Source organism: Erythrobacteraceae bacterium WH01K, assembly GCA_027941995.1.
Taxonomy (GTDB): domain Bacteria; phylum Pseudomonadota; class Alphaproteobacteria; order Sphingomonadales; family Sphingomonadaceae; genus CAJXSN01.
Map to the genome: position 1 here is coordinate 2,686,006 of CP115966.1, position 18,256 is coordinate 2,704,261.

Genomic DNA, 18,256 nt, shown 5'->3' on the forward strand with positions numbered 1-18,256 from the left:
GAGGCCTCCACTCGAATTCAATCGGGTGGAGGCCTCGGGATCGTATCACTGCCGCTTGGACGGGAGGGGGGTCTCGGCGGTGATATTAAGAGAATGCGCGGCCCCTGATGGGGTTCCCGGGCACGATGCGCAGAAGGCGAAAAAATTCAAAAGGCACTGATATTACAGCTAAATAAACGGTCTTTTGCTGTCTATCTGGGTGTATTGCGCAAACTTGCAGGCTTTTTCCATGTCGGGAACCGACAAATTCCCAGGCGCCCAGTCCACCAGCCCCTCTTCCCTGAGTGATTTCAGGGTCCGGTTGGTGTGGACCAGCGACAGGCCAAGCATGTCGGCGATCTGCGCCTGCGTGATGGGGAGTTCGAGGCGGTTGCTGTTATCGGCCACCCCGGTCGCCAACGCACGGTCAAGAAGCCAGACCGCGAGATAGGTCACCCGCTCCCGCGCGGTTCGCTGCCCGACCGATACCAGGTGCCCCTCGAGTGCGGTTTCCTCTTTTGCCGCCAGCCATACCAGATCGTATCCCAGCCGCGGATGCGCGCCCATCAGGCGATGGAAATCGTTGCGCGGAAATACGCAAAGACGGGCGTCGATCAGGGCCTCCACCGAATGCGAGAGATCGTCGTCGAACGCACCCTGCAAGCCGAGGAGGTCGCCGGGGAACATGAAGTTCAAGATCTGCCGGCGTCCGTCGTCCAGCGAACGGTACCGTATGAGCATGCCTGAAAGTACGGTGTGCAGGTGCGGGGCCTTGCCGCCCTGCGACATGATCATCTCACCCTTGCTGAATACGGCTTCGCCCTGCTTGAAGCTCTCGAGATATTCCAGTTTGTCCTCGGACAGCGGACGAAATGTATCGCAGCCCAGTAGTGGGCATTCCCTGCACCGAATGATTTCCGTATCCATCACGATCCTGTTCACCCCCCGCAGTTCCCGTTCTTGCGCGGGAATTGCGGCCAACCAGTGTCCGCCCTTTAGCCCCGAAAGCGAACCGATTGTCAAATCGGGCAAACAATCTGTAAGGACCCGGACGCCTGAAGGAACCGACCGGTTGTCGGCACGTTGAACGCGCGCAATCTGTCGGCTGCGAATTGCCAGCCGAATTAGGGAAGGAAATATATGTCGCTCGGTGAAAATGTTGCTGCCAACCTGCCTTACCTGCGCCGCTATGCGCGCGCGCTGACCGGGGCACAGTCGACGGGCGATGCCTTCGTCCGCCAGACGCTCGAAGCGGCGCTGGCCGATGACGAGCTCAAGTCTTCGCTGGGTGAAGGCCGCGTGGCACTATACCGTGCCTTCAACAAGATCTGGTCCAGCGCATCGGTCGAAACCGACATCGACACGGCTGGTACCGGCGGGGCGACTGGCGACCACGAAGTCGCGGCGCATGAAAGGCTCGCCTCGGTCACGCCGTTGAACCGCCAGGCCCTGCTGCTGACCACTCTGGAAGATTTTTCTATCGAGGAAGCCGCGCAGGTGATGGACCTGAGCGAGGAAGAGGTCGAGACGATGGTGCAGGACGCGGTTGCCGAAATCGACCGGGAATCGAGCACCAACGTCCTCATTATCGAAGACGAACCGCTTATCTCCATGCAGCTCGAAGACCTCGTGCGGGGCCTCGGTCACGACATCTGCGGCACTGCGGCGACGCGCACGCAGGCTCAGGAAGTCGTGGCGAAGGAAACTCCCGGTCTTGTCCTTGCGGACATCCAGTTGGCCGACGGTTCCAGCGGCCTCGACGCGGTCGATGACATCCTGGCCATCAGCAATGTACCGGTGATCTTCATCACGGCCTATCCGGAGCGCCTGCTTACCGGCGATCGCCCCGAGCCGACCTATCTGGTCACGAAACCGTTTCAGGAAGCCACGGTTCGCGCCGCCATCAGCCAGGCGCTGTTCTTCAATTCGAGCAAGCCACTCGACTGACCGGCCAACGCTTCGTATTCAACCCAAAAGCCCGCCGGACGTGGATACGTCCGGCGGGCTTTTTGTATGAGCAGGACCGAAGGATGGACCGACCCTAAACCTAGTCCTTCTTTCGGCCCGACAATATTTCGTCGACGACCTCGTGCGCGCGCGTATCCGCGCTATTCTTCCCACGCGCCCGCATTGCGAAGGCGGACAGTTTGCGTACCGGCACGTGCAATTGGCAACGCACCCCCTCGGGGTGGAATTCCAGCTTCACCGGATGCTTGAGTTCGTGGGCCACGATCTTTTCGATGAGTTCGGTCCCGAAGCCGCGCTTGCGATCCTGAGATACGGGTGGCCCTCCGGTCTCTACCCAGTCGATCCGGGCGAGCTTGTCCTCGACAAGCGACCACGTGACGGAGACATCCCCGCCAGGCTGGCTGAGCGCGCCGTATTTCGACGCATTGGTCGCCAGTTCATGGATGGCCAGACCAAAGGATAGCGCATCGTTTGGTGCCAGTTCCACGTCGGGACCTTCGAGATAGAGCCCGACCTCGTCCGAATCCGCATATGGCGCCATTTCGGTCTGGACCACGTCGCAGATGGGGGTCGTGCCCCATTGCGACTTCGTCAGGAGGTCGTGCGTGGCCGACAGCGCCCGGATACGTCCGTCGAGGCCGTCGGCGAAATCTTCCAGGTCGGTGGCCCGGCGGCGGGTCAGCGAAACGATCGACAGAACGTTCGCCAGCGTATTCTTCACCCGGTGGTTCAGCTCCCGGGTCAGGGAATTGCGGATCGAATTCTGCTCGGCGAAATAATCCAGGGATGCCTGGTCCTCATGTGCCTGCTGGGTCAACAGGCGGGCGACCAGCATCGAAAGGCTGGCAACCGACAGTCCGAACAGGAAAGTCAGCATCGAGAGAAGAGACAGGGAATTGCCCCGGGTCGATTCCACTTGCAGCGTCATCGGCCGGTTGGCGAGGCGAAACTCGCGCGTTGCAAACCATCCGGTCGACTTTTCCGGCGAGAGGGATGCCAGCAAGTTCTGCGGTTCGGGATTACCGTCGAACAGTTGGACGCCGCGCCCGTCGATCCCCTCTGACGAAGCTACTGATTGCAGGAAATCCTGAGCCGAAAAGGGGCTGTAGATAAAGCCCTTCAAATCGCGCGAGCCAGCTTCGAAAACGGGCATGTAGACAAGAAAGCCGGGGCCGTCTCCACCGCCTTCCTGCTTCAGCACAACCTTGCCGCTCGCCGTCGGTCGCACATTTCGCAATGCTTCCTGCATGGCAACCCGGCGTACCGGCTCGGACCACATATCATAGCCCAGGGCGCGCCGGTTCCGCTGCGTATCGGGCTGCAAATAGGTTACTGCGACAATATTGTCAGGGTTCTGCAAGGGATAAGGAGTAACGCCGCGAAAGCCGGGCTGCTCCGCCCTGAGACGCTCCTCGAATTCACCGACGTTGCCGGCGTCGACCCGCTGCGCCCATCCGATGCCTTCGGCACCCCTGTAGTCCGCATCGAGCCGCAGTTCGGCAACGAACCGCCGGAACAGGGGTGCGGGAACACCCTCCACGGTGGAAAAGAGGGCTGCACCGGCCCGCAGGTAAGATGTCGTAGTGTTGCCTCGCCGATCAAGGGCGGACGATATCGCCTCGGCCGAGCGCGCGAGGCGCGCCCTTTCGCTCGCCCTGTCGCCGCGTTCGATCGCCCAAACACTGACCGCCGTAATAGCTAGGATCAGCAGGAAGATCGCTACCGGCAATGCGCGAGGGTATTGAACCAACCAACGCCTGGTCCTGCGGTTTTGAGTTGCATTGTGCTGGGACAAGTAGGTGCTCGTTGTTATTCGCAGGTCGACGCTGTAACCGGGCGCGAGAGTGGTATGATTTCCTCGCGCATGCAACGGGGAACCATGCATCAGGGCATTCGTTCCGAAGGCTCGGACAGTTTGAAACAGGGTCTCCCGCAACGGGATTGGTACGAGGCCCCGCACCGAAGGGCGTGTTGGTGAACGACAAGAAAACTACAGAACCTGCTGCCACGAAAACTACGGCACGGCAGGCCAAGGACCCGCAATGGGCCAACGGATTGAGGCAGCTTTACGATTCAGTGGTCGACGAGCCGCTTCCGGACAGCTTCAAGGATCTTCTCTCGAAGCTGGACGATTCCAAATGAGCGAAACGAAGCGCACGGCTTCCGAGAAGGCCGATTTCAAGCGCGAGCTGGAGGAAGTGGTCCCGCACCTGCGCGCCTTTGCTCGCGGTCTGTGCGGGCGGCCGGACATGGCCGACGATCTCGTTCAGGAAGCCCTGATGAAGGCCTGGGCCGCGCAGGAACGGTTCGAACCCGGCACGTCCATGCGTGCCTGGACCTTCGTCATCCTGCGCAATGCCTATCTGACGGACATGCGGCGCAACCGGTTCCGCGGCGAGTATGACGAAGGGGTGGCAGAACGCATCCTGACCGCACCAGCCGGGCAGGAAGAGCCGGTGCACCTTTCGGACATGCACCGCGCGCTGCTGACCCTGCCTCCGGAACGGCGCGAGGCGCTGTTGCTGGTCGGTGCGGGTGGTTTCTCCTATGAAGAAGCGGCCAATATCTGTGGCTGCGCCGTCGGTACGATCAAGAGCCGGGTTGGCCGCGCGCGGTCGGCATTGAACACGATGCTGACCGAGGGCAACATTCCCAATCGCTCGATCGACGACGACACCGCGCATCGCGCAATTCTGGAAGAGCTGGACGATGTGGCTGCGGGCAATGGCATCGCGGCGGCGAACAACTGACAAGGCGGGGTTCGCGCTGAAAGGCCGGCCCGTGCTATTCCCGTCTGCATGAGCACGCCAGTCCAACCTTCCCCGCCCGTATCCGGCAGCGACGACGCACCGCCGACGCGGCGGCGGATGGGGTTTGCGCAGCAGGAACTGCGCCTGATCAGCACGCTCGTCCTGCTGATCGGCATGGGGCTGTTCCTCGCCCTGCCCTTCGTCCTGTCGATTGGGTCGGTCGTGTTCCTCCCGCTGACCACGGCGATCATCCTGTCGATCCTGCTGGCCCCCCTCGCCGACAAGCTGGCGGGATGGGGCGTGCCGAACACGCTGGCATCGCTTCTGTCGCTGCTGGTGTTCTTCGCCATCGTGCTGCTGGCATTTGCGGTCATCCTGCAACCTGCCATTGCCCTGTTCGACGAATTGCCCCGCCTTGCCGACCAGGTTGCCGCGCGATTTACCGAACTGCGCGACCGGTTTGCCTGGCTTGCCGCCGCGAACGACCGGTTCGCGGAAGCGGTCGGCTATACCGGTACGAACGAGGTCACGCTGGCCGGACCCAGTATTTTCGAGCAGCTCGCCGTCGGCGCACCGAACGTGGTGCTGAAGGTTCTGCTGACCTTCCTGATGGCCTATTTCATGGTCGAGGCCCGCATTCGCCTGCGCCGCAACCTGCTGTTCGGGCGCGCGAGCTTCGGCACCAGCCTCAAGGCCGCGCGCGTCCTTCGCGAAGTGCAGGACAAGGTGGCAAGTTACATCCTGACGGTCGCCTGGATCAACATCGGCGTCGGTGTGATCGTGGCCGGCGGCGCATGGGCGCTCGGTGTGGAAGCGCCACTGATGTGGGGCGGGCTGGCGACGCTGTGCAATTTCATTCCCTATATCGGGCCACTCGCCATGACGATGGTGCTGACCCTGTTCGGCGTCGGGACGAGCGACACCGTCCTGCTGGGAATCATTCCGGCCGCTGCCTATCTCGTCCTTCATACGATCGAGGCAAACATCGTAACGCCATCGATCCTGGGCGCGCGCTTTACCATGAACCCGGTGATGATCCTGATCGCTTTTTCCTATTTCAGCTGGATCTGGGGGGTGTTCGGTGCGCTGCTGTCCGTGCCGATCCTGCTGATGCTGACCGCGTTCTTCGACCATGTCGGCAGACCCAACCTGGTCGGTTTCGTGTTCGGGGAACCGCTGTTCAATCACGACATCATGACATTGGGCGAGGAAAAGCCGGTAAAGGATAAACCCGCCTGACCGCTACCGCACGGCCGGGCTGGCGGTGCCAGACCCCTACCTGCTACGCGCATGAAAAAGCCCGCCCGGATCGTCTCCGGGCGGGCTTTTCTCGATCAATTGTCGGGATTTAGCTGTTGTAGCTCCAGGTCGAGCCGCGCGCCAGGTTCTCCGAGGCGAAGCTCCAGTTGAGCTTGTTCTCGGTCACTGCCTTCAGATAGGCCGGACGCGCGTTCTGATGGTCGAGATAATAGGCGTGTTCCCACAGGTCGATCACGAGCAGCGGATTGACACCGTCCTTGTCGGCCAGCGTGTCGCCGTCATGCGTTTCCTCGATGGTAAGCTTGCCGCCCTTCTCCGCGAGCCAGACCCAACCACTGGCGAAGTGACCGGCACCGCGTTCCTGCAGCTGGCTCTTGAGTTCGTCGACCGAGCCGAAGCTGTCGTCGATCATCGACTTCAACTCGTCGGTCGGCTCGCCGCCGTCGGCAGCCATGGAGTGCCAGTAGAAGCCGTGGTTCCAGCTCTGCGCACTATTGTTGAACAGGCCCTGGTCGCTGCCGCGTGCGGCGGAGATCACTTCGATCAGGCTCTTGTCCGCGTGGTCCGTGCCCTCGATCGCGGCATTGGTCTTGTCGATATAGGCCTTGTGATGCTTGCCATGATGATAGCTCAGCGTTTCGGCCGATACGGCCGGAGCCAGTGCGTTATCTTCATAAGGCAGCGGAGTTACTTCGAAAGCCATGGATGGTTCTCCCTTGGTTTGATGGGCCCGTGGACTGAACGGGGATGAAAGGTTCGGGATAGCAACGCTCCGGAAGGCCGGTGGTTGCAGGTGGTCTCAATTTTCCTGTTCCGATACGCCGGTCTCGCCAGCGCCGCGATCGGTTGCCGCCGTCACTGCGACATTCATGGTTACATTGGCCAGTGTTCGCATGATGTCGGGCAGCATTTCCACCGCGACCAGCAGCGCCAGCGGTTCGATCGGCACGCCCATGGCCAGCGCGATGGGGCCGATCGAGATGACGAAGCTGATGGAGCCAGGCAGGCTGACCGAACCGACGCTGATGATGAAGGCTACCGCGATGCCGGTGGCCAGGGTCAGCGGGGTCAGTTCGATACCCACCAGCGTCGCGACGTAGATCGCGACCGCCATGTTCATCGCCGGGCTCGTCGCACGGAAAATGGCGACCGCCAGAGGAAGGACGAAATCGGCCGTGTCTTCCCTGAGACGCAGCCGCCGCGCACTGTCGAGCATGGCGGGCAGGCTGGCGAGAGAGCTTTGCGTGCTGATGGCGACGGCCTGCGCGGGCAGCACGGCGCGGGCAAATCGCACAGGCCCGATGCGTCCGATCGTCACCGCGAGACCATAGGCCGCCAGCAGCACGATCCCGCCCATGGCCGAAACGGTCAGGATGTAATGGATCAGCGTGGCGAAGGCACCGTCCCCGCCTGCACGCAGGGCAACGCCGAATGCCAGGGCAAACACGCCCAGCGGGGCGAGCCACAGGACCCAGCCGATGATGACCAGCATGGCGTTGCCGAGCGCCCGGAAGAATTGCAGCAACACTTCGCCCTGCCCGTCCGGCAAGCGAGTGATGGCAATCGCCAGTACCGCGAAAAACAACGTCAGTGGCAGCATCGCCGTCTCTGCCGCGGCGGCGAAAAGGTTGGGTGCGACGAGCGAGGAAACGAAATCGCCGAGGCCTGGAACTTCCTGAGCTTCCATGGCTGCGCCGTTGGCCAGCAGCGCCGTCGCGGCTTCGGGGATCGGGAAGACATTCAGGAGCAGCGGCATGAAAACGGCGCTGGCAAGGCCGCTGAACACCAGCATCACGAAAACCCAGCCGAGCATTCGCCGCGCGGTCGCCCCGGCGCGTGCCGCCGCGATCATCTGGGCGATCCCCATGACCAGCAGCGAGGCGACGAGCGGGATGATGGTCATCTGCAGGCCGCGCAGCCAGAGCGTTCCGACAGGCGCGGCTACGGACGAGGCCGCATTCTTTATCCCGCTTCCCTGCACCAGCCCGCCCAGCACCAGGCCGGCGACCAGTCCGCCGAACGTCCACCAGACGGGCAGCGTAATACGGACAAGGCCGCCATCTCCGCCGGTTCCGGCAGCAGCGGGGATGGCACCGGTCGGGGCAGCCTGCGCATGGCCCTGCCTGTCGTTCGTGCTTGCCAAAACTGCCCCTTCCCTCTTTCCTTTGCGCCCCGCCCGCGTCACAGCACAGCAAAGCCAATGGCGCATCTGGAACGGGCCTTTGCAGGGGAACGCATGACACGCAAATATTTCGGTACCGACGGCATTCGCGGGGAAACCAACAAAGGCGCGATGACCGCGACCACGGCCATGCGCGTGGCGCAGGCTGCGGGCAACCATTTCCGCCGCGGCGATCACCGGCACCGCGTCGTGATCGGCAAGGACACCCGCCTGTCGGGATACATGATGGAAAGCGCGCTGGTCGCAGGCTTCACCAGCGTCGGGGTGGATGTCATCATGACCGGCCCCCTGCCGACCCCGGCGGTTGCCCTGCTGACACGGGAAATGCGGGCCGACCTGGGAGTCATGATCTCCGCCAGCCACAATCCCTATCAGGACAACGGCATCAAGCTGTTCGGCCCCACCGGGTTCAAGCTGGACGACAATACCGAGATGGCGATCGAGGCGCTGATCGACGAACAGCCGGACCTGGTTCCCGCCGGCGAAATCGGACGGGCGCGCCGCATCGACGACGCCCGCGGCCGCTACATCCACGCGATCAAGCAATCGGTGGCCGACGATATCCGGTTCGATGATCTGAAGGTCGTGATCGACTGCGCCAATGGCGCATCCTACCAGGTTGCACCGTCCGCCATCTGGGAACTGGGCGCGGATGTCGTCACGCTGGGCGTGTCGCCCAACGGCACGAACATTAATGACGGCGTCGGCTCCACATCGCTCGACGCGATCAAGGCGAAGGTGGTGGAAGTGGGCGCGGATATCGGCATCGCGCTCGACGGGGATGCCGACCGCCTCATCGTGATCGACGAGAAGGGCAAGGAAGTCGATGGCGACCAGTTGATGGCCCTCATCACCACCCGCATGGCCGAACGCGGCAATCTGAAGGGCGGCGGCCTGGTCGCCACCGTGATGAGCAATCTGGGCCTGGAACGATATCTCGAAGGCAGAGGGCTGACGCTGGAGCGGACCAAGGTCGGCGACCGCTACGTGCTGGAACGCATGCGCAGCGGCGGCTTCAATGTCGGCGGCGAACAGTCGGGCCATATGATCCTGCTCGACCATGCGACCACCGGCGACGGATCGGTCGCCGCCCTGCGCGTCCTTGCCAGCCTCGTGCGTTCCGGCAAGCGGGCGAGCGAATTGCTGCACCAGTTCGAACCGGTGCCGCAGCTGCTGAAGAACGTGCGCTATTCCGGCGGTTCTCCGCTGGACGACGCGGCAGTCAAGGAATGCATCGCCGATGCCGAGGGGGAACTCGCCGGCGCAGGACGTCTCGTCATTCGCGCATCGGGAACGGAACCGCTGATCCGCGTTATGGCGGAAGGCGACGATGCAGCGCAGATCGAAAGCGTCGTCGACCGAATCTGCGACGCGGTGAAGGACGCCGCCTGATGCTGCAGATGCGCCCCGATTGCGAACGCTGCGGAACGGACCTTCCGGCAGACGGCCCGGGCGCGTTCATCTGCAGCTTCGAATGCACGTTCTGCGCGCCGTGCGCCGATACGCTCGACGACTTGTGCCCCAATTGCGGGGGCGAGTTGACCGATCGCCCCATCCGCAGCCGTGCCCTGCTGGCCGACTACCCCGCCAGCACTGAGAGAAAGCACGGGGCATGAAGGCGCAAGGTCTTCCCCCGCCCCGCATCCTGAGCATCGCCGGATCGGACAGCTCGGGCGGCGCGGGCATTCAGGCGGACGTGAAAACGATCACGATGCTCGGCGGTTATGCCATGACCGCGATCACTGCGGTCACCGCCCAGAACTCGATCGGAGTACAGGGCATCACGCCGCTGGAAGGCGAATTCGTCGCCGCGCAGATCCGGTCCTGCATCGACGATATCGGGGTCGATGCAATCAAGATCGGGATGTTGCAGAACGCCGATATCATCGGTCACGTCGCCGCCGTTCTGGAGGGGCTATCCGGCGACCTCCCCGTCATCCTCGACCCTGTAATGGTCGCCACATCCGGTGCGCGCCTGCTGGAAAGCGATGCGATCGACGTGATGCGCACCCGCCTCTTCCCGCTCGCCACGATGCTGACACCCAATTTGCCGGAATTGGAGCTGCTGTCAGGCCGCAAGCTGCGCGACACCTCTCTGGCCCGGGAAGCGGCACAGGAGCTGGCCACAGCCCATGGCTGCGCCGTGCTCGCCAAGGGTGGTCATACCGGAGACGAGGAGAACGAGGGGTCGCAGGTAATCGACCTGCTCCAGATGGCGGACGGGTCCATGGCCAGCTTCACCGATGCGCGGATTTACAGCCGCAATACGCATGGCACGGGCTGCACGCTGTCGGCTGCCATCGCCACCCTGCTGGGCCACGGCCAGAACGTGGAACACAGCGTCCGGCTCGCCCGGCAATTCGTCCGCGAGGCAATCTGGAAGGCGCCCGATTTCGGTACCGGGGCCGGCCCGCTGGGGCATCAGGCAGTGCGGCTGGCCGGAGAGGACTGAGCCGCCCGGGGAGCGGCGTTCCTTTAAAGGCTTTCCTTCAAAGTAAGGGCGTCAGCGGTTCAGGTCGTAGAACTGCGAGATATGCGCCCACGCCTCGTCGGCGGTCTCGACCCAGGTAATGAGATCGAGGTCCTTCCTTGAAATTGTCCCTTCCTCGGCAATCGCCTCGAAATCGACGACACGCGTCCAGAAATCCTTGCCGAACAGCAGGATCGGCATCGGTTTCATCTTGCCGGTCTGAATCAGCGTCAGGAGCTCGAAAAACTCGTCGAACGTGCCGAAGCCGCCGGGGAAGACCGCGACCGCGCGCGCACGCAGGAGGAAATGCATCTTGCGCAGCGCGAAATAATGGAAATTGAGCGACAGATACGGCGTGACATAGGGGTTAGGCGCCTGTTCGTGCGGCAGGACGATGTTCAGCCCGATGCTCTCCGCTCCGGCATCGCTGGCGCCGCGATTGCCGGCCTCCATGATCGACGGCCCGCCCCCTGTGCAGACGACGAACTGGCGCTTGCCGTCTTCCACGATGGACTTCTCGCTCACCAGCTTGGCCAGCTTGTGCGCCTCGGCATAATATTTCGCCTTGTCGGCCAGCCGCTGGGCGACCTTCTGCTCGAATTCGTCGCCATCCTTTGCCGCCTCCAGCCGGGCTTCGGCCTGTTCCGGAGAGGGAATGCGCGCAGAGCCATACATGACCATCGTCGACCCGACCCCGGCCTCGTCCAGCAGCATTTCCGGCTTCAGCAGCTCGAGCTGGAAACGCACCGGCCGCAATTCCTCGCGCAGGAGGAACTCGGTGTCCTGGAAGGCGAGGCGATAGGCCGGATGGCGCGTCTGCGGCGTATCGTCGGGGCACGATTCGGAAAACTTCGCTTCCTGTTCGGCACGGTAGAAGCGGCGGTCTTTCAGGTCTTTCTCGGTCATGGGGCTCCACTAGGGCGCGCCGGGGCGGTGGGCAAGCCGCTGGACGTGATGTGCCGAGCCGCCTTATTTGCGAACCATATCCGACCCGCAACGCAATCCTTGGCGACAAGCGCCCGACTGTATAGCGGAGCGTGAGGCCACTCCCGCCTGCCCGTCGAACGGAGCGAACGGCACCTTGCCCCCGAAACCGACAACCCTCGCAGCGCTCGTCGCGCTTTCCCTCCTCGCCTTTGCCGCGAATTCGGTTCTGGCGCGCGCTGCGATCGAAGGCGCCGGAATGGATGCACTGGTCTTCACCGCGCTCCGGCTCGGTTCGGGGGCGCTCATCCTGTTGCCCCTCGTCATGCGGGTGCAGGGCCTGGCCGCCTTGCGCAACCCCGATCCGGTGGGCGTGGCATCGCTCGCCGTTTATGCGGGCGCATTCGCGCTCGCATACGTCATGCTGGGCACGGGGACAGGAGCGCTCATCCTGTTTGCCGCCGTGCAGGCCACGATACTGGCACACGGGTTTTTAGAGGAGCGGCGCCTGCGCGCGCTCGATGTGGCAGGCGTCGGTCTTGCCATGTCGGGACTGTTCGTGCTGGTCGGCGGAGATGGGTTGCAGGCTGGCTCTACAGGGGCGGTCCTGACCATGGCCCTCGCCGGTGTGGCATGGGGGCTCTACACCGTCCGGGGGCGCAAATCGCAGGCTCCCGCACTGGCGACTGCCGCCAATTTCGCATGGGCGGCGCTGCTTCTTGGCCTGCCGATATTCGCTTGGGCGTTTGTGTCGGGAAGTATGGGAAGCGTCAGCGCAGAGGGACTGGTGCTTGCGATCTCGTCCGGCGCGCTGGCCTCGGGCATCGGGTACACGATCTGGTATCGCACCGTTCCCTATCTGAGCCATGCCACCACCGGCGCGGTCCAGCTCGCCACCCCCGCGGTCGCGGCACTGGGCGCTGCGGCGTTCCTTGCCGAACCCATCGGCTGGCGGCTTGCTGCGGGGGGCGCGATAATCTTCGGCGGGATCGCCCTCACTCTGCGGCGGCGCTAGGCTGCAATCGACATCGCGCCCGGCCTCTCGCTGAGGTGACCAGCAATAGCACCAACCACCTCGCCGAAACGCCGGTCGATGAACCGTTTCGGAAATTTGCCGGGGAGCCTTCCAGGTCTCGGTAAGGCAGCAATAAAGGGGCAGCCGCAATGGCTGCCACCCCTTCCGGTGCGACGGCGACCTCAGGAATAGGCGCCGGCCGAATAGGTCAGCTCGTAACTGTGGCTGTAGATTTCGAAGACGATGCCGAACGGGTCTTCGACATAAACCATGCGATAAGGCTTCTCGCCCGGGAAATATTCCCGGATCGGCATGCGCTGCTTGCCGCCGGCCGCCACGATCTTCTCGACCAGGCCTTCCACGTCGGGATCCTGCACGCAGAAATGGAACGTGCCATGGCGCTTGTGGTCGAGGTTCTCGTCAGGCGCGTAATTGTCCGGAAATTCGAAGATCTCGATCCCGATCCGGTCAGCCGTGGCAAGATGCGCGATTTTCAGCCGCTTCCAGTCGGGGCCGAACACGTCGGTGCACATGATGCCGACCGGGCTGTCGTCCTCGGTAATCTCGGTCGGTTCCATGATGACGTAAAGACCGAGAACCTCGGTGTAGAATTTCACGGCGGCGTCAAGATCGGGCACTGACAGGCCGATATGCGAAAAGGACTTGGGGGGAGTAGTCATCGTATTCTCCGTTTCGTGTCTCGATGCCCTCCGACATGGTCCGCGCATCCGATTGTTGAAAATTATCAATACCGATGCTAGACATCACATTTGCTTATGATCCCGCTCGATTCCCGTTGGCTGAACACGTTTCGCGTTCTTTGCGAAGAAGACCATTTCACGCGGGCGGCCAAGCGTCTGAACATGACGCAGCCCGGTGTATCGCAGCATCTTGCCAAGCTGGAGGGACAGGTCGGCCAGCAACTGGTTGACCGGGACGCCCCTTCCTTCACCCTGACCGATACCGGCGCGGCCCTGCGCGAGCTTGCGGATAGACGCTGGCGCGAGGAGCAGGCGCTGCGGGAAACGATGGCTGCGGGGCACGAGGACGCAGGAATTGTTCGCGTGGCATCGTCCGGCAGCTTCGCCATGCTCCTCTATCCGTTGCTGATCCAATGGATGGGCGAAGCGCCGGACCTTCGCGCGGAGCTTACCGCCGCCCCGGTCGACCGGATCTGCTCCGGCGTGGTGGATGGAGAGTTCGACCTTGGCGTCGTCACCGGGTCCTTCCGGCACCCCCGTATCGAAACCACCGTGCTCGGTCACGAGCCACTGGACCTGCTGCTGCCCGCAGCCTGGCAAGGGAGATCGCCGGACTTCGCCGGACTCCAGTCGCTGGGTTTCGTCGATCACCCCGACGGGAAGGCTTTAGCCGACATCGTGTTCGACGCGAATTTTCCGGTCGACTATGCAGGGTCCGAGGCCATCGCCGTTCGTACTGCCATCAACCAGATCGGGCAGATACCGGAGGCCGTCGCATCGGGGCTGGCCTACACCATCCTGCCACGCAGCGGTGTGGTTACCTTTCCCCGTGCCGACCGGCTGTTCGTGCCCACCATGCCGCTTCCGTGCAGCCTCCCGCTGCAGGCAATCTGTTTGAAAGGGCGGACGCACATCCCGCGCCTGGCCAAGCTGATACGCCTGGTGCGGGACCAGGTAGAGCTGTTCGATCGGCTGGAGAGAATGGATGCCCCGTGAGGATTCGAACCTCAATTGACGGAGTCAGAGTCCGTAGTCTTACCATTAGACGACGGGGCATTACCGGTATGCAGGATCAGAATCACTGCATTCGCAGACCTTGTTGCGAGGCGCGGCATCTATGAGCGGTCGCAGCATAGGTCAAGTCCTGTCGCCACCCGTCACCATCATGCGCAGGGTGGCACGCTTGCCGAAAGGGCCTTGCCACGCTAGCATCGTCGACAGGTCCTCGCAGGGCGACTGCCCGGCGAGAGGAAAATTGAAAGAGACATGCCTAGATGGCGGACAATATTCCGCCGGACAAAGCCAGCAGGGCGAGCGCAGGTGGGAAGATACAGTCCGGCAGCGTAGCCGATTTTCGCTACAAGCCTTCCCCGCCGCCCGACCAGAAGCCACCAGAACCACCTGTGACAGGTGCGCCCGGCACCGGCGCGCGCACTCGCGCTGCGGCAAAAGTTCAAGGCGGCCCTCCACCCCTGCCTCCACGGCAGGCGAACGGCCGCACCGGTCGGCATCGCGGCAGGCAGGCCTACGCGGCGCTGGACCTTGGCACGAACAATTGCCGGCTGCTGATCGCGCGCCCCTCTGGCGAGAACTTCACGGTCATCGACGCCTTCAGCCGCGTGGTGAAGCTGGGCGAGGGACTGGCCGTGTCGGGGCAGCTATCCGACAAGGCCATGGATCGCGCACTGGGTGCCTTGACGATTTGCGCCGACAAGCTTCGGCGCCGCAACGTCTTCCTCGCCAGGTCGGTCGCGACAGAGGCGTGCCGGCGGGCCAGCAACGGACAGGATTTCATCGACCGGGTCCGGAAAGAAACCGGCATCGTCCTCGACATCATCAGCGCTCAGGAAGAAGCGCGCCTTGCCGTGCTGGGCTGCCACGTCCTGCTGGAACAGGGTCACGGACCCGCGGTCATCTTCGACATCGGCGGGGGCTCGACCGAACTGGTGCTGATCGAACCGGGCGAGAACGTGCCGCGCATCCTCGACTGGCAGAGCGTGCCATGGGGCGTCGTCTCTCTCAGCGACACCGTCCCCCGGCGCGGAGACGACGATGCCAGCCGGCTGGGCCGCTACGCACAGATGCGCCAGCTGGTCAGCGACAGCTTCGCACCGTTCGCAGAGCGCGTCGCCCCGTGGAGGCGCAAGGCCGATCCGCGGCTTCTGGGAACCAGCGGAACCGTCACGACACTGGCGAGCCTGCACCTGGAATTGCCGCAATACGACCGGCAGGCGGTGGACGGGCTGATCGTGCCATCGGATTCGATGCGCGAGATATGCCAGCGCCTTGCCGGGATGACATGGGCCGAGCGGTCGGACCTGCCCTGCATTGGTCACGACCGCGCCGAACTGGTCGTTGCAGGCTGCGCCATTCTGGAGGCCATCCTCGACCTGTGGCCCACGGCGGAACTCGGCGTTGCCGACAGGGGCATTCGCGAAGGCATCCTGCGCAGCCTGATGGCCGCCGATTTGACGCCGCCGCAAACAGCCGACCAGGGGTCCGCAAAATGAGCCGGTCCGGCAGGGATCCCGACAAGCGCGTTCGCAAGACCAGGGGCCGCACCGAATCGAGCCGCCGCTGGCTGGAGCGGCAGTTGAACGACCCTTACGTCAAACAGGCGAAGGCCGACGGCTATCGCAGCCGGGCCGCCTACAAGCTGCTGGAACTGGACGAGCGTTTCGCCATTCTCTCGCGCGCAAACCGGGTCGTCGACCTCGGCATTGCTCCGGGCGGCTGGGCGCAAGTGGTGCGCAAGAAACGGCCCAAGGCCGGTATCGTCGGTATCGACCTGCTGGAAACGGAGCCGCTGGACGGCGTCACGATTTTCCAGATGGACTTCATGGACGATGCTGCGCCCCAGCGGCTGGAAGCGGCGCTGGACGGACCGCCGGATCTCGTCATGTCGGACATGGCCGCCAATACCGTGGGCCACAAGCAGACCGACCATCTGCGCACGATGGGTCTTGTCGAGGCCGCGGCATGGTTCGCGATCGAGACGCTGGACGAAGGCGGGACCTTCCTGGCCAAGGTTCTGGCAGGCGGCACGGATACCGAGCTGCTATCCCTGCTCAAGAAGCATTTCACCAGCGTCAAGCACGCGAAGCCGCCTGCGAGCCGCAAGGGCTCTTCGGAATGGTATGTCGTGGCGCAAGGGTTCAAAGGACGCAGCTAGGCGCCCCGTGATCCAACCTTGGATTTAACGATCCGTCTTACTGGGAGCCGTCGGCCTCGGTCACGGGGCTCTGGTCGACGACAGGCTGTTCGTCGCCCATCGCGCCGGCTGCCTCGACGGCGCTTGCCTCTGCACCTTCCGCCGGGCCGGGTCCTTCACCCGCGCCATCGATTTCGCCTTCGACGGCTGCTTCTTCGGCTTCGGGTTCGGGCAACGGCGGACCGCCACCGTTGGCCAGCATGTAGAGTATGACGTTCGCACGATCTTCGATGCTGCCGAGACCGGCGAAGCTCATCTTCGTGCCGGCTGCAAAACCGCGCGGGCTCTTAAGCCATTCGTTCATGGCGTCGAAGTCCCAGACACCGCCCTTTTCGGAGAGTGCGGAGCTGTAGGCGAACCCGGCCGCGTGCTTACCGATGGGCTTGCCCATGATGCCGTAGAGGTTGGGACCGATACCGGCCGCACCGCCCTGGTTGATCGTGTGGCAGGCGGTGCATTTCGCGAACACCTTCTCGCCCGCTTCGGCCGAACCGGCGGCGAGCGCCTGCGCGATAGTCGGACCGGATTCGGCGCCCGCACCCTCTTCAGGGGCGTCGATGAAATAGCCGGGCTGCTCAGGCGATTCGGGGCTGTCCGCGTGGAACACCTTGCTGCTGAGATAGGAAGAACCGAGCGCGATGATCCCTGCGAAGAGGATCCATCCAAAGGCGGTGTTGCGGTTGTCTTGCATGGGTAAGGCTATGTCCGGTGGATGCGGTCAAAGAATATCGCCTGCGCTCTAGTCAGCCTGCCCCCGTTTCGCAAGGGCGATAGCGACGGACCAAAGGCTGCCCCAAATCCGCGCGAGCGCCAACCGTGCCTTCACCGTGCCATATCGCAAGTGCGCTTGCCCCGTTCAGGGCGCGGGTATACCCGGCATGGCAGTCATGCGTAAATTTGCAGCCCCCGCCCGAGAGCTTGTCGAAACCATGCGCCTTGCCGCCAAGGCGTCGCCCGCCGACGCCGTGTCGTTCGGGGGCGCGCCCGGGTCCAATTCGCACCGCGCAATGGGCCAGTACGCGCCGGATGGCCTGCCCCTCCCCTGTTACGGCTTTAACGATGCGATCGAGGCGGTGAAGACGGGCATTGCCGGGCGCACGCTGATCCCGATCGAGAATTCGCAGCACGGCCGGGTGGCGGACATCCATTTCATGCTTCCCGAGAGCGGTCTCGCCATCGTGGCGGAACATTTCCTCCCGATCCATCACGCGCTGATGGTGCTGCCGGGGACGGACATGGGCGAACTGGAAGCGGTCTACAGTCATCCGCAGGCACTCGGGCAATCGCGTCACTTCCTTGCCGAGCGCGGTCTCGTGCCCCTTGCCCATGCCGACACGGCGGGCGCGGCGGCCTATGTCGCGGAAATGGGAGAGAAGCGCTTTGCCGCGATTGCCCCGGCCATTGCTGCCGAGCTGTACGGGCTGGAGATTGCCGAGAGCCGGGTGGAGGATGCGTCCGATAACATGACTCGCTTTGTCGCGCTGGCGCAGGAACAGCTCGATCCTGCGACGCTGGACCCCGACAATACGATGACCACTTTCATCTTCGAAGTGAAGAACATTCCCGCCGCCTTGTACAAGGCTCTGGGCGGTTTCGCCACGAACGGCGTCAACATGACGAAGCTGGAAAGCTACCAGAAGGGCACGAGCTTTTCCGCCAGCATGTTCTACGCCGATATTCTGGGCGTACCCGGCGACCCCGCAGTCGATCGCGCGATGGAGGAACTGGCCTTCCACTGCCGCGAACTTCGCGTTCTGGGCAGCTACGCGGTCGCGCGCGAGAGGGGCTGACCGGCC

At 63.4% G+C, this 18,256-nt stretch carries 19 protein-coding genes and 1 tRNA gene; 12 read left to right on the plus strand and 8 right to left on the minus strand.

The genetic code is table 11. The features are described from left to right. Positions 1-168 precede the first annotated feature (168 nt). Positions 169-960 carry a Crp/Fnr family transcriptional regulator gene (locus PF049_13275; GenBank protein ID WBY16538.1) on the minus strand — a complete coding sequence of 264 codons (792 nt, stop codon included), beginning with the start codon at positions 958-960 and terminating at the stop codon, positions 169-171. 159 nt (positions 961-1,119) lie between these two features. Here PF049_13275 and PF049_13280 point away from each other — a divergent pair, with 159 nt between their 5' ends. Continuing rightward, positions 1,120-1,926, plus strand: a complete 807-nt coding sequence (locus tag PF049_13280; protein ID WBY16539.1) for a response regulator — start codon at positions 1,120-1,122, stop codon at positions 1,924-1,926. Positions 1,927-2,026: 100 nt separating this feature from the next. Here PF049_13280 and PF049_13285 read toward each other — a convergent pair whose 3' ends face one another. Beyond that, positions 2,027-3,697 carry a CHASE domain-containing protein gene (locus tag PF049_13285; GenBank protein ID WBY16540.1) on the minus strand — a complete coding sequence of 557 codons (1,671 nt, stop codon included), beginning with the start codon at positions 3,695-3,697 and terminating at the stop codon, positions 2,027-2,029. Positions 3,698-3,921: 224 nt separating this feature from the next. Here PF049_13285 and PF049_13290 point away from each other — a divergent pair, with 224 nt between their 5' ends. The 3 genes from PF049_13290 to PF049_13300 are packed head-to-tail and all read left to right on the plus strand — an operon-like array spanning position 3,922 to position 5,936. Then, positions 3,922-4,089, plus strand: a complete 168-nt coding sequence (locus PF049_13290) for a NepR family anti-sigma factor (protein ID WBY16541.1) — start codon at positions 3,922-3,924, stop codon at positions 4,087-4,089. Further along, a complete protein-coding gene (locus PF049_13295) occupies positions 4,086-4,697 on the plus strand; it encodes a sigma-70 family RNA polymerase sigma factor (GenBank protein WBY16542.1) in 612 nt (203 codons plus the stop codon). The genes PF049_13290 and PF049_13295 overlap by 4 nt, the downstream gene beginning before the upstream one ends. Positions 4,698-4,745: 48 nt before the next feature. Beyond that, complete coding sequence (locus PF049_13300) at positions 4,746-5,936, plus strand: AI-2E family transporter (GenBank protein WBY16543.1); 1,191 nt, start codon at positions 4,746-4,748, stop codon at positions 5,934-5,936. A gap of 109 nt (positions 5,937-6,045) precedes the next feature. Here the strand turns inward: PF049_13300 and PF049_13305 are convergent, their stop codons facing one another. Both PF049_13305 and PF049_13310 read right to left on the minus strand, forming a co-directional pair. Beyond that, positions 6,046-6,660 (minus strand): superoxide dismutase, encoded by a 615-nt coding sequence (locus tag PF049_13305; protein WBY16544.1) that lies wholly within the window; start codon positions 6,658-6,660, stop codon positions 6,046-6,048. Positions 6,661-6,756: 96 nt separating this feature from the next. Further along, entirely contained in the window at positions 6,757-8,001 is a 1,245-nt protein-coding gene (locus tag PF049_13310) for a cation:dicarboxylase symporter family transporter (GenBank protein WBY17932.1), read from the minus strand. A gap of 192 nt (positions 8,002-8,193) precedes the next feature. Between PF049_13310 and glmM the strand changes: the two genes are divergently transcribed. The 3 genes from glmM to thiD are packed head-to-tail and all read left to right on the plus strand — an operon-like array spanning position 8,194 to position 10,591. Further along, on the plus strand, positions 8,194-9,531 hold the full coding sequence (glmM, locus tag PF049_13315; GenBank protein ID WBY16545.1) for a phosphoglucosamine mutase: 1,338 nt from the start codon (positions 8,194-8,196) through the stop codon (positions 9,529-9,531). After that, positions 9,531-9,755, plus strand: coding sequence for a DUF1272 domain-containing protein (locus tag PF049_13320; protein WBY16546.1), 225 nt, complete (start codon positions 9,531-9,533; stop codon positions 9,753-9,755). Before glmM ends, PF049_13320 begins: the two co-directional genes overlap by 1 nt. Further along, positions 9,752-10,591 (plus strand): bifunctional hydroxymethylpyrimidine kinase/phosphomethylpyrimidine kinase, encoded by an 840-nt coding sequence (gene thiD, locus PF049_13325; protein WBY16547.1) that lies wholly within the window; start codon positions 9,752-9,754, stop codon positions 10,589-10,591. The genes PF049_13320 and thiD overlap by 4 nt, the downstream gene beginning before the upstream one ends. A 51-nt stretch (positions 10,592-10,642) precedes the next feature. Here thiD and PF049_13330 read toward each other — a convergent pair whose 3' ends face one another. Then, complete coding sequence (locus PF049_13330; GenBank protein ID WBY16548.1) at positions 10,643-11,515, minus strand: LOG family protein; 873 nt, start codon at positions 11,513-11,515, stop codon at positions 10,643-10,645. A 175-nt stretch (positions 11,516-11,690) separates the two neighbouring features. Between PF049_13330 and PF049_13335 the strand changes: the two genes are divergently transcribed. Beyond that, the gene (locus PF049_13335) at positions 11,691-12,548 is read left to right on the plus strand and encodes a DMT family transporter (protein ID WBY16549.1); all 858 of its coding nucleotides are present in this window, start codon (positions 11,691-11,693) and stop codon (positions 12,546-12,548) included. 182 nt (positions 12,549-12,730) lie between these two features. Here the strand turns inward: PF049_13335 and PF049_13340 are convergent, their stop codons facing one another. Continuing rightward, positions 12,731-13,228, minus strand: coding sequence for a lactoylglutathione lyase family protein (locus tag PF049_13340; GenBank protein ID WBY16550.1), 498 nt, complete (start codon positions 13,226-13,228; stop codon positions 12,731-12,733). 96 nt (positions 13,229-13,324) lie between these two features. On the opposite strand from PF049_13340, the gene PF049_13345 reads away from it, so the two are divergent. Continuing rightward, positions 13,325-14,245 carry a LysR family transcriptional regulator gene (locus PF049_13345; GenBank protein WBY17933.1) on the plus strand — a complete coding sequence of 307 codons (921 nt, stop codon included), beginning with the start codon at positions 13,325-13,327 and terminating at the stop codon, positions 14,243-14,245. Here PF049_13345 and PF049_13350 read toward each other — a convergent pair. Then, positions 14,232-14,305 (minus strand) — tRNA-Gln (locus tag PF049_13350). The genes PF049_13345 and PF049_13350 overlap by 14 nt on opposite strands. A 218-nt stretch (positions 14,306-14,523) precedes the next feature. Here PF049_13350 and PF049_13355 point away from each other — a divergent pair. Together PF049_13355 and PF049_13360 are read left to right on the plus strand one after the other, a co-directional pair. Then, a complete protein-coding gene (locus PF049_13355; GenBank protein ID WBY16551.1) occupies positions 14,524-15,759 on the plus strand; it encodes a Ppx/GppA phosphatase family protein in 1,236 nt (411 codons plus the stop codon). Continuing rightward, entirely contained in the window at positions 15,756-16,421 is a 666-nt protein-coding gene (locus PF049_13360) for an RlmE family RNA methyltransferase (GenBank protein WBY16552.1), read from the plus strand. Before PF049_13355 ends, PF049_13360 begins: the two co-directional genes overlap by 4 nt. 37 nt (positions 16,422-16,458) lie before the next feature. Here the strand turns inward: PF049_13360 and PF049_13365 are convergent, their stop codons facing one another. Beyond that, positions 16,459-17,151, minus strand: a complete 693-nt coding sequence (locus tag PF049_13365; protein ID WBY16553.1) for a cytochrome c family protein — start codon at positions 17,149-17,151, stop codon at positions 16,459-16,461. A gap of 196 nt (positions 17,152-17,347) precedes the next feature. On the opposite strand from PF049_13365, the gene PF049_13370 reads away from it, so the two are divergent. Then, positions 17,348-18,250, plus strand: coding sequence for a prephenate dehydratase (locus PF049_13370; protein ID WBY16554.1), 903 nt, complete (start codon positions 17,348-17,350; stop codon positions 18,248-18,250). Positions 18,251-18,256: the final 6 nt, after the last annotated feature.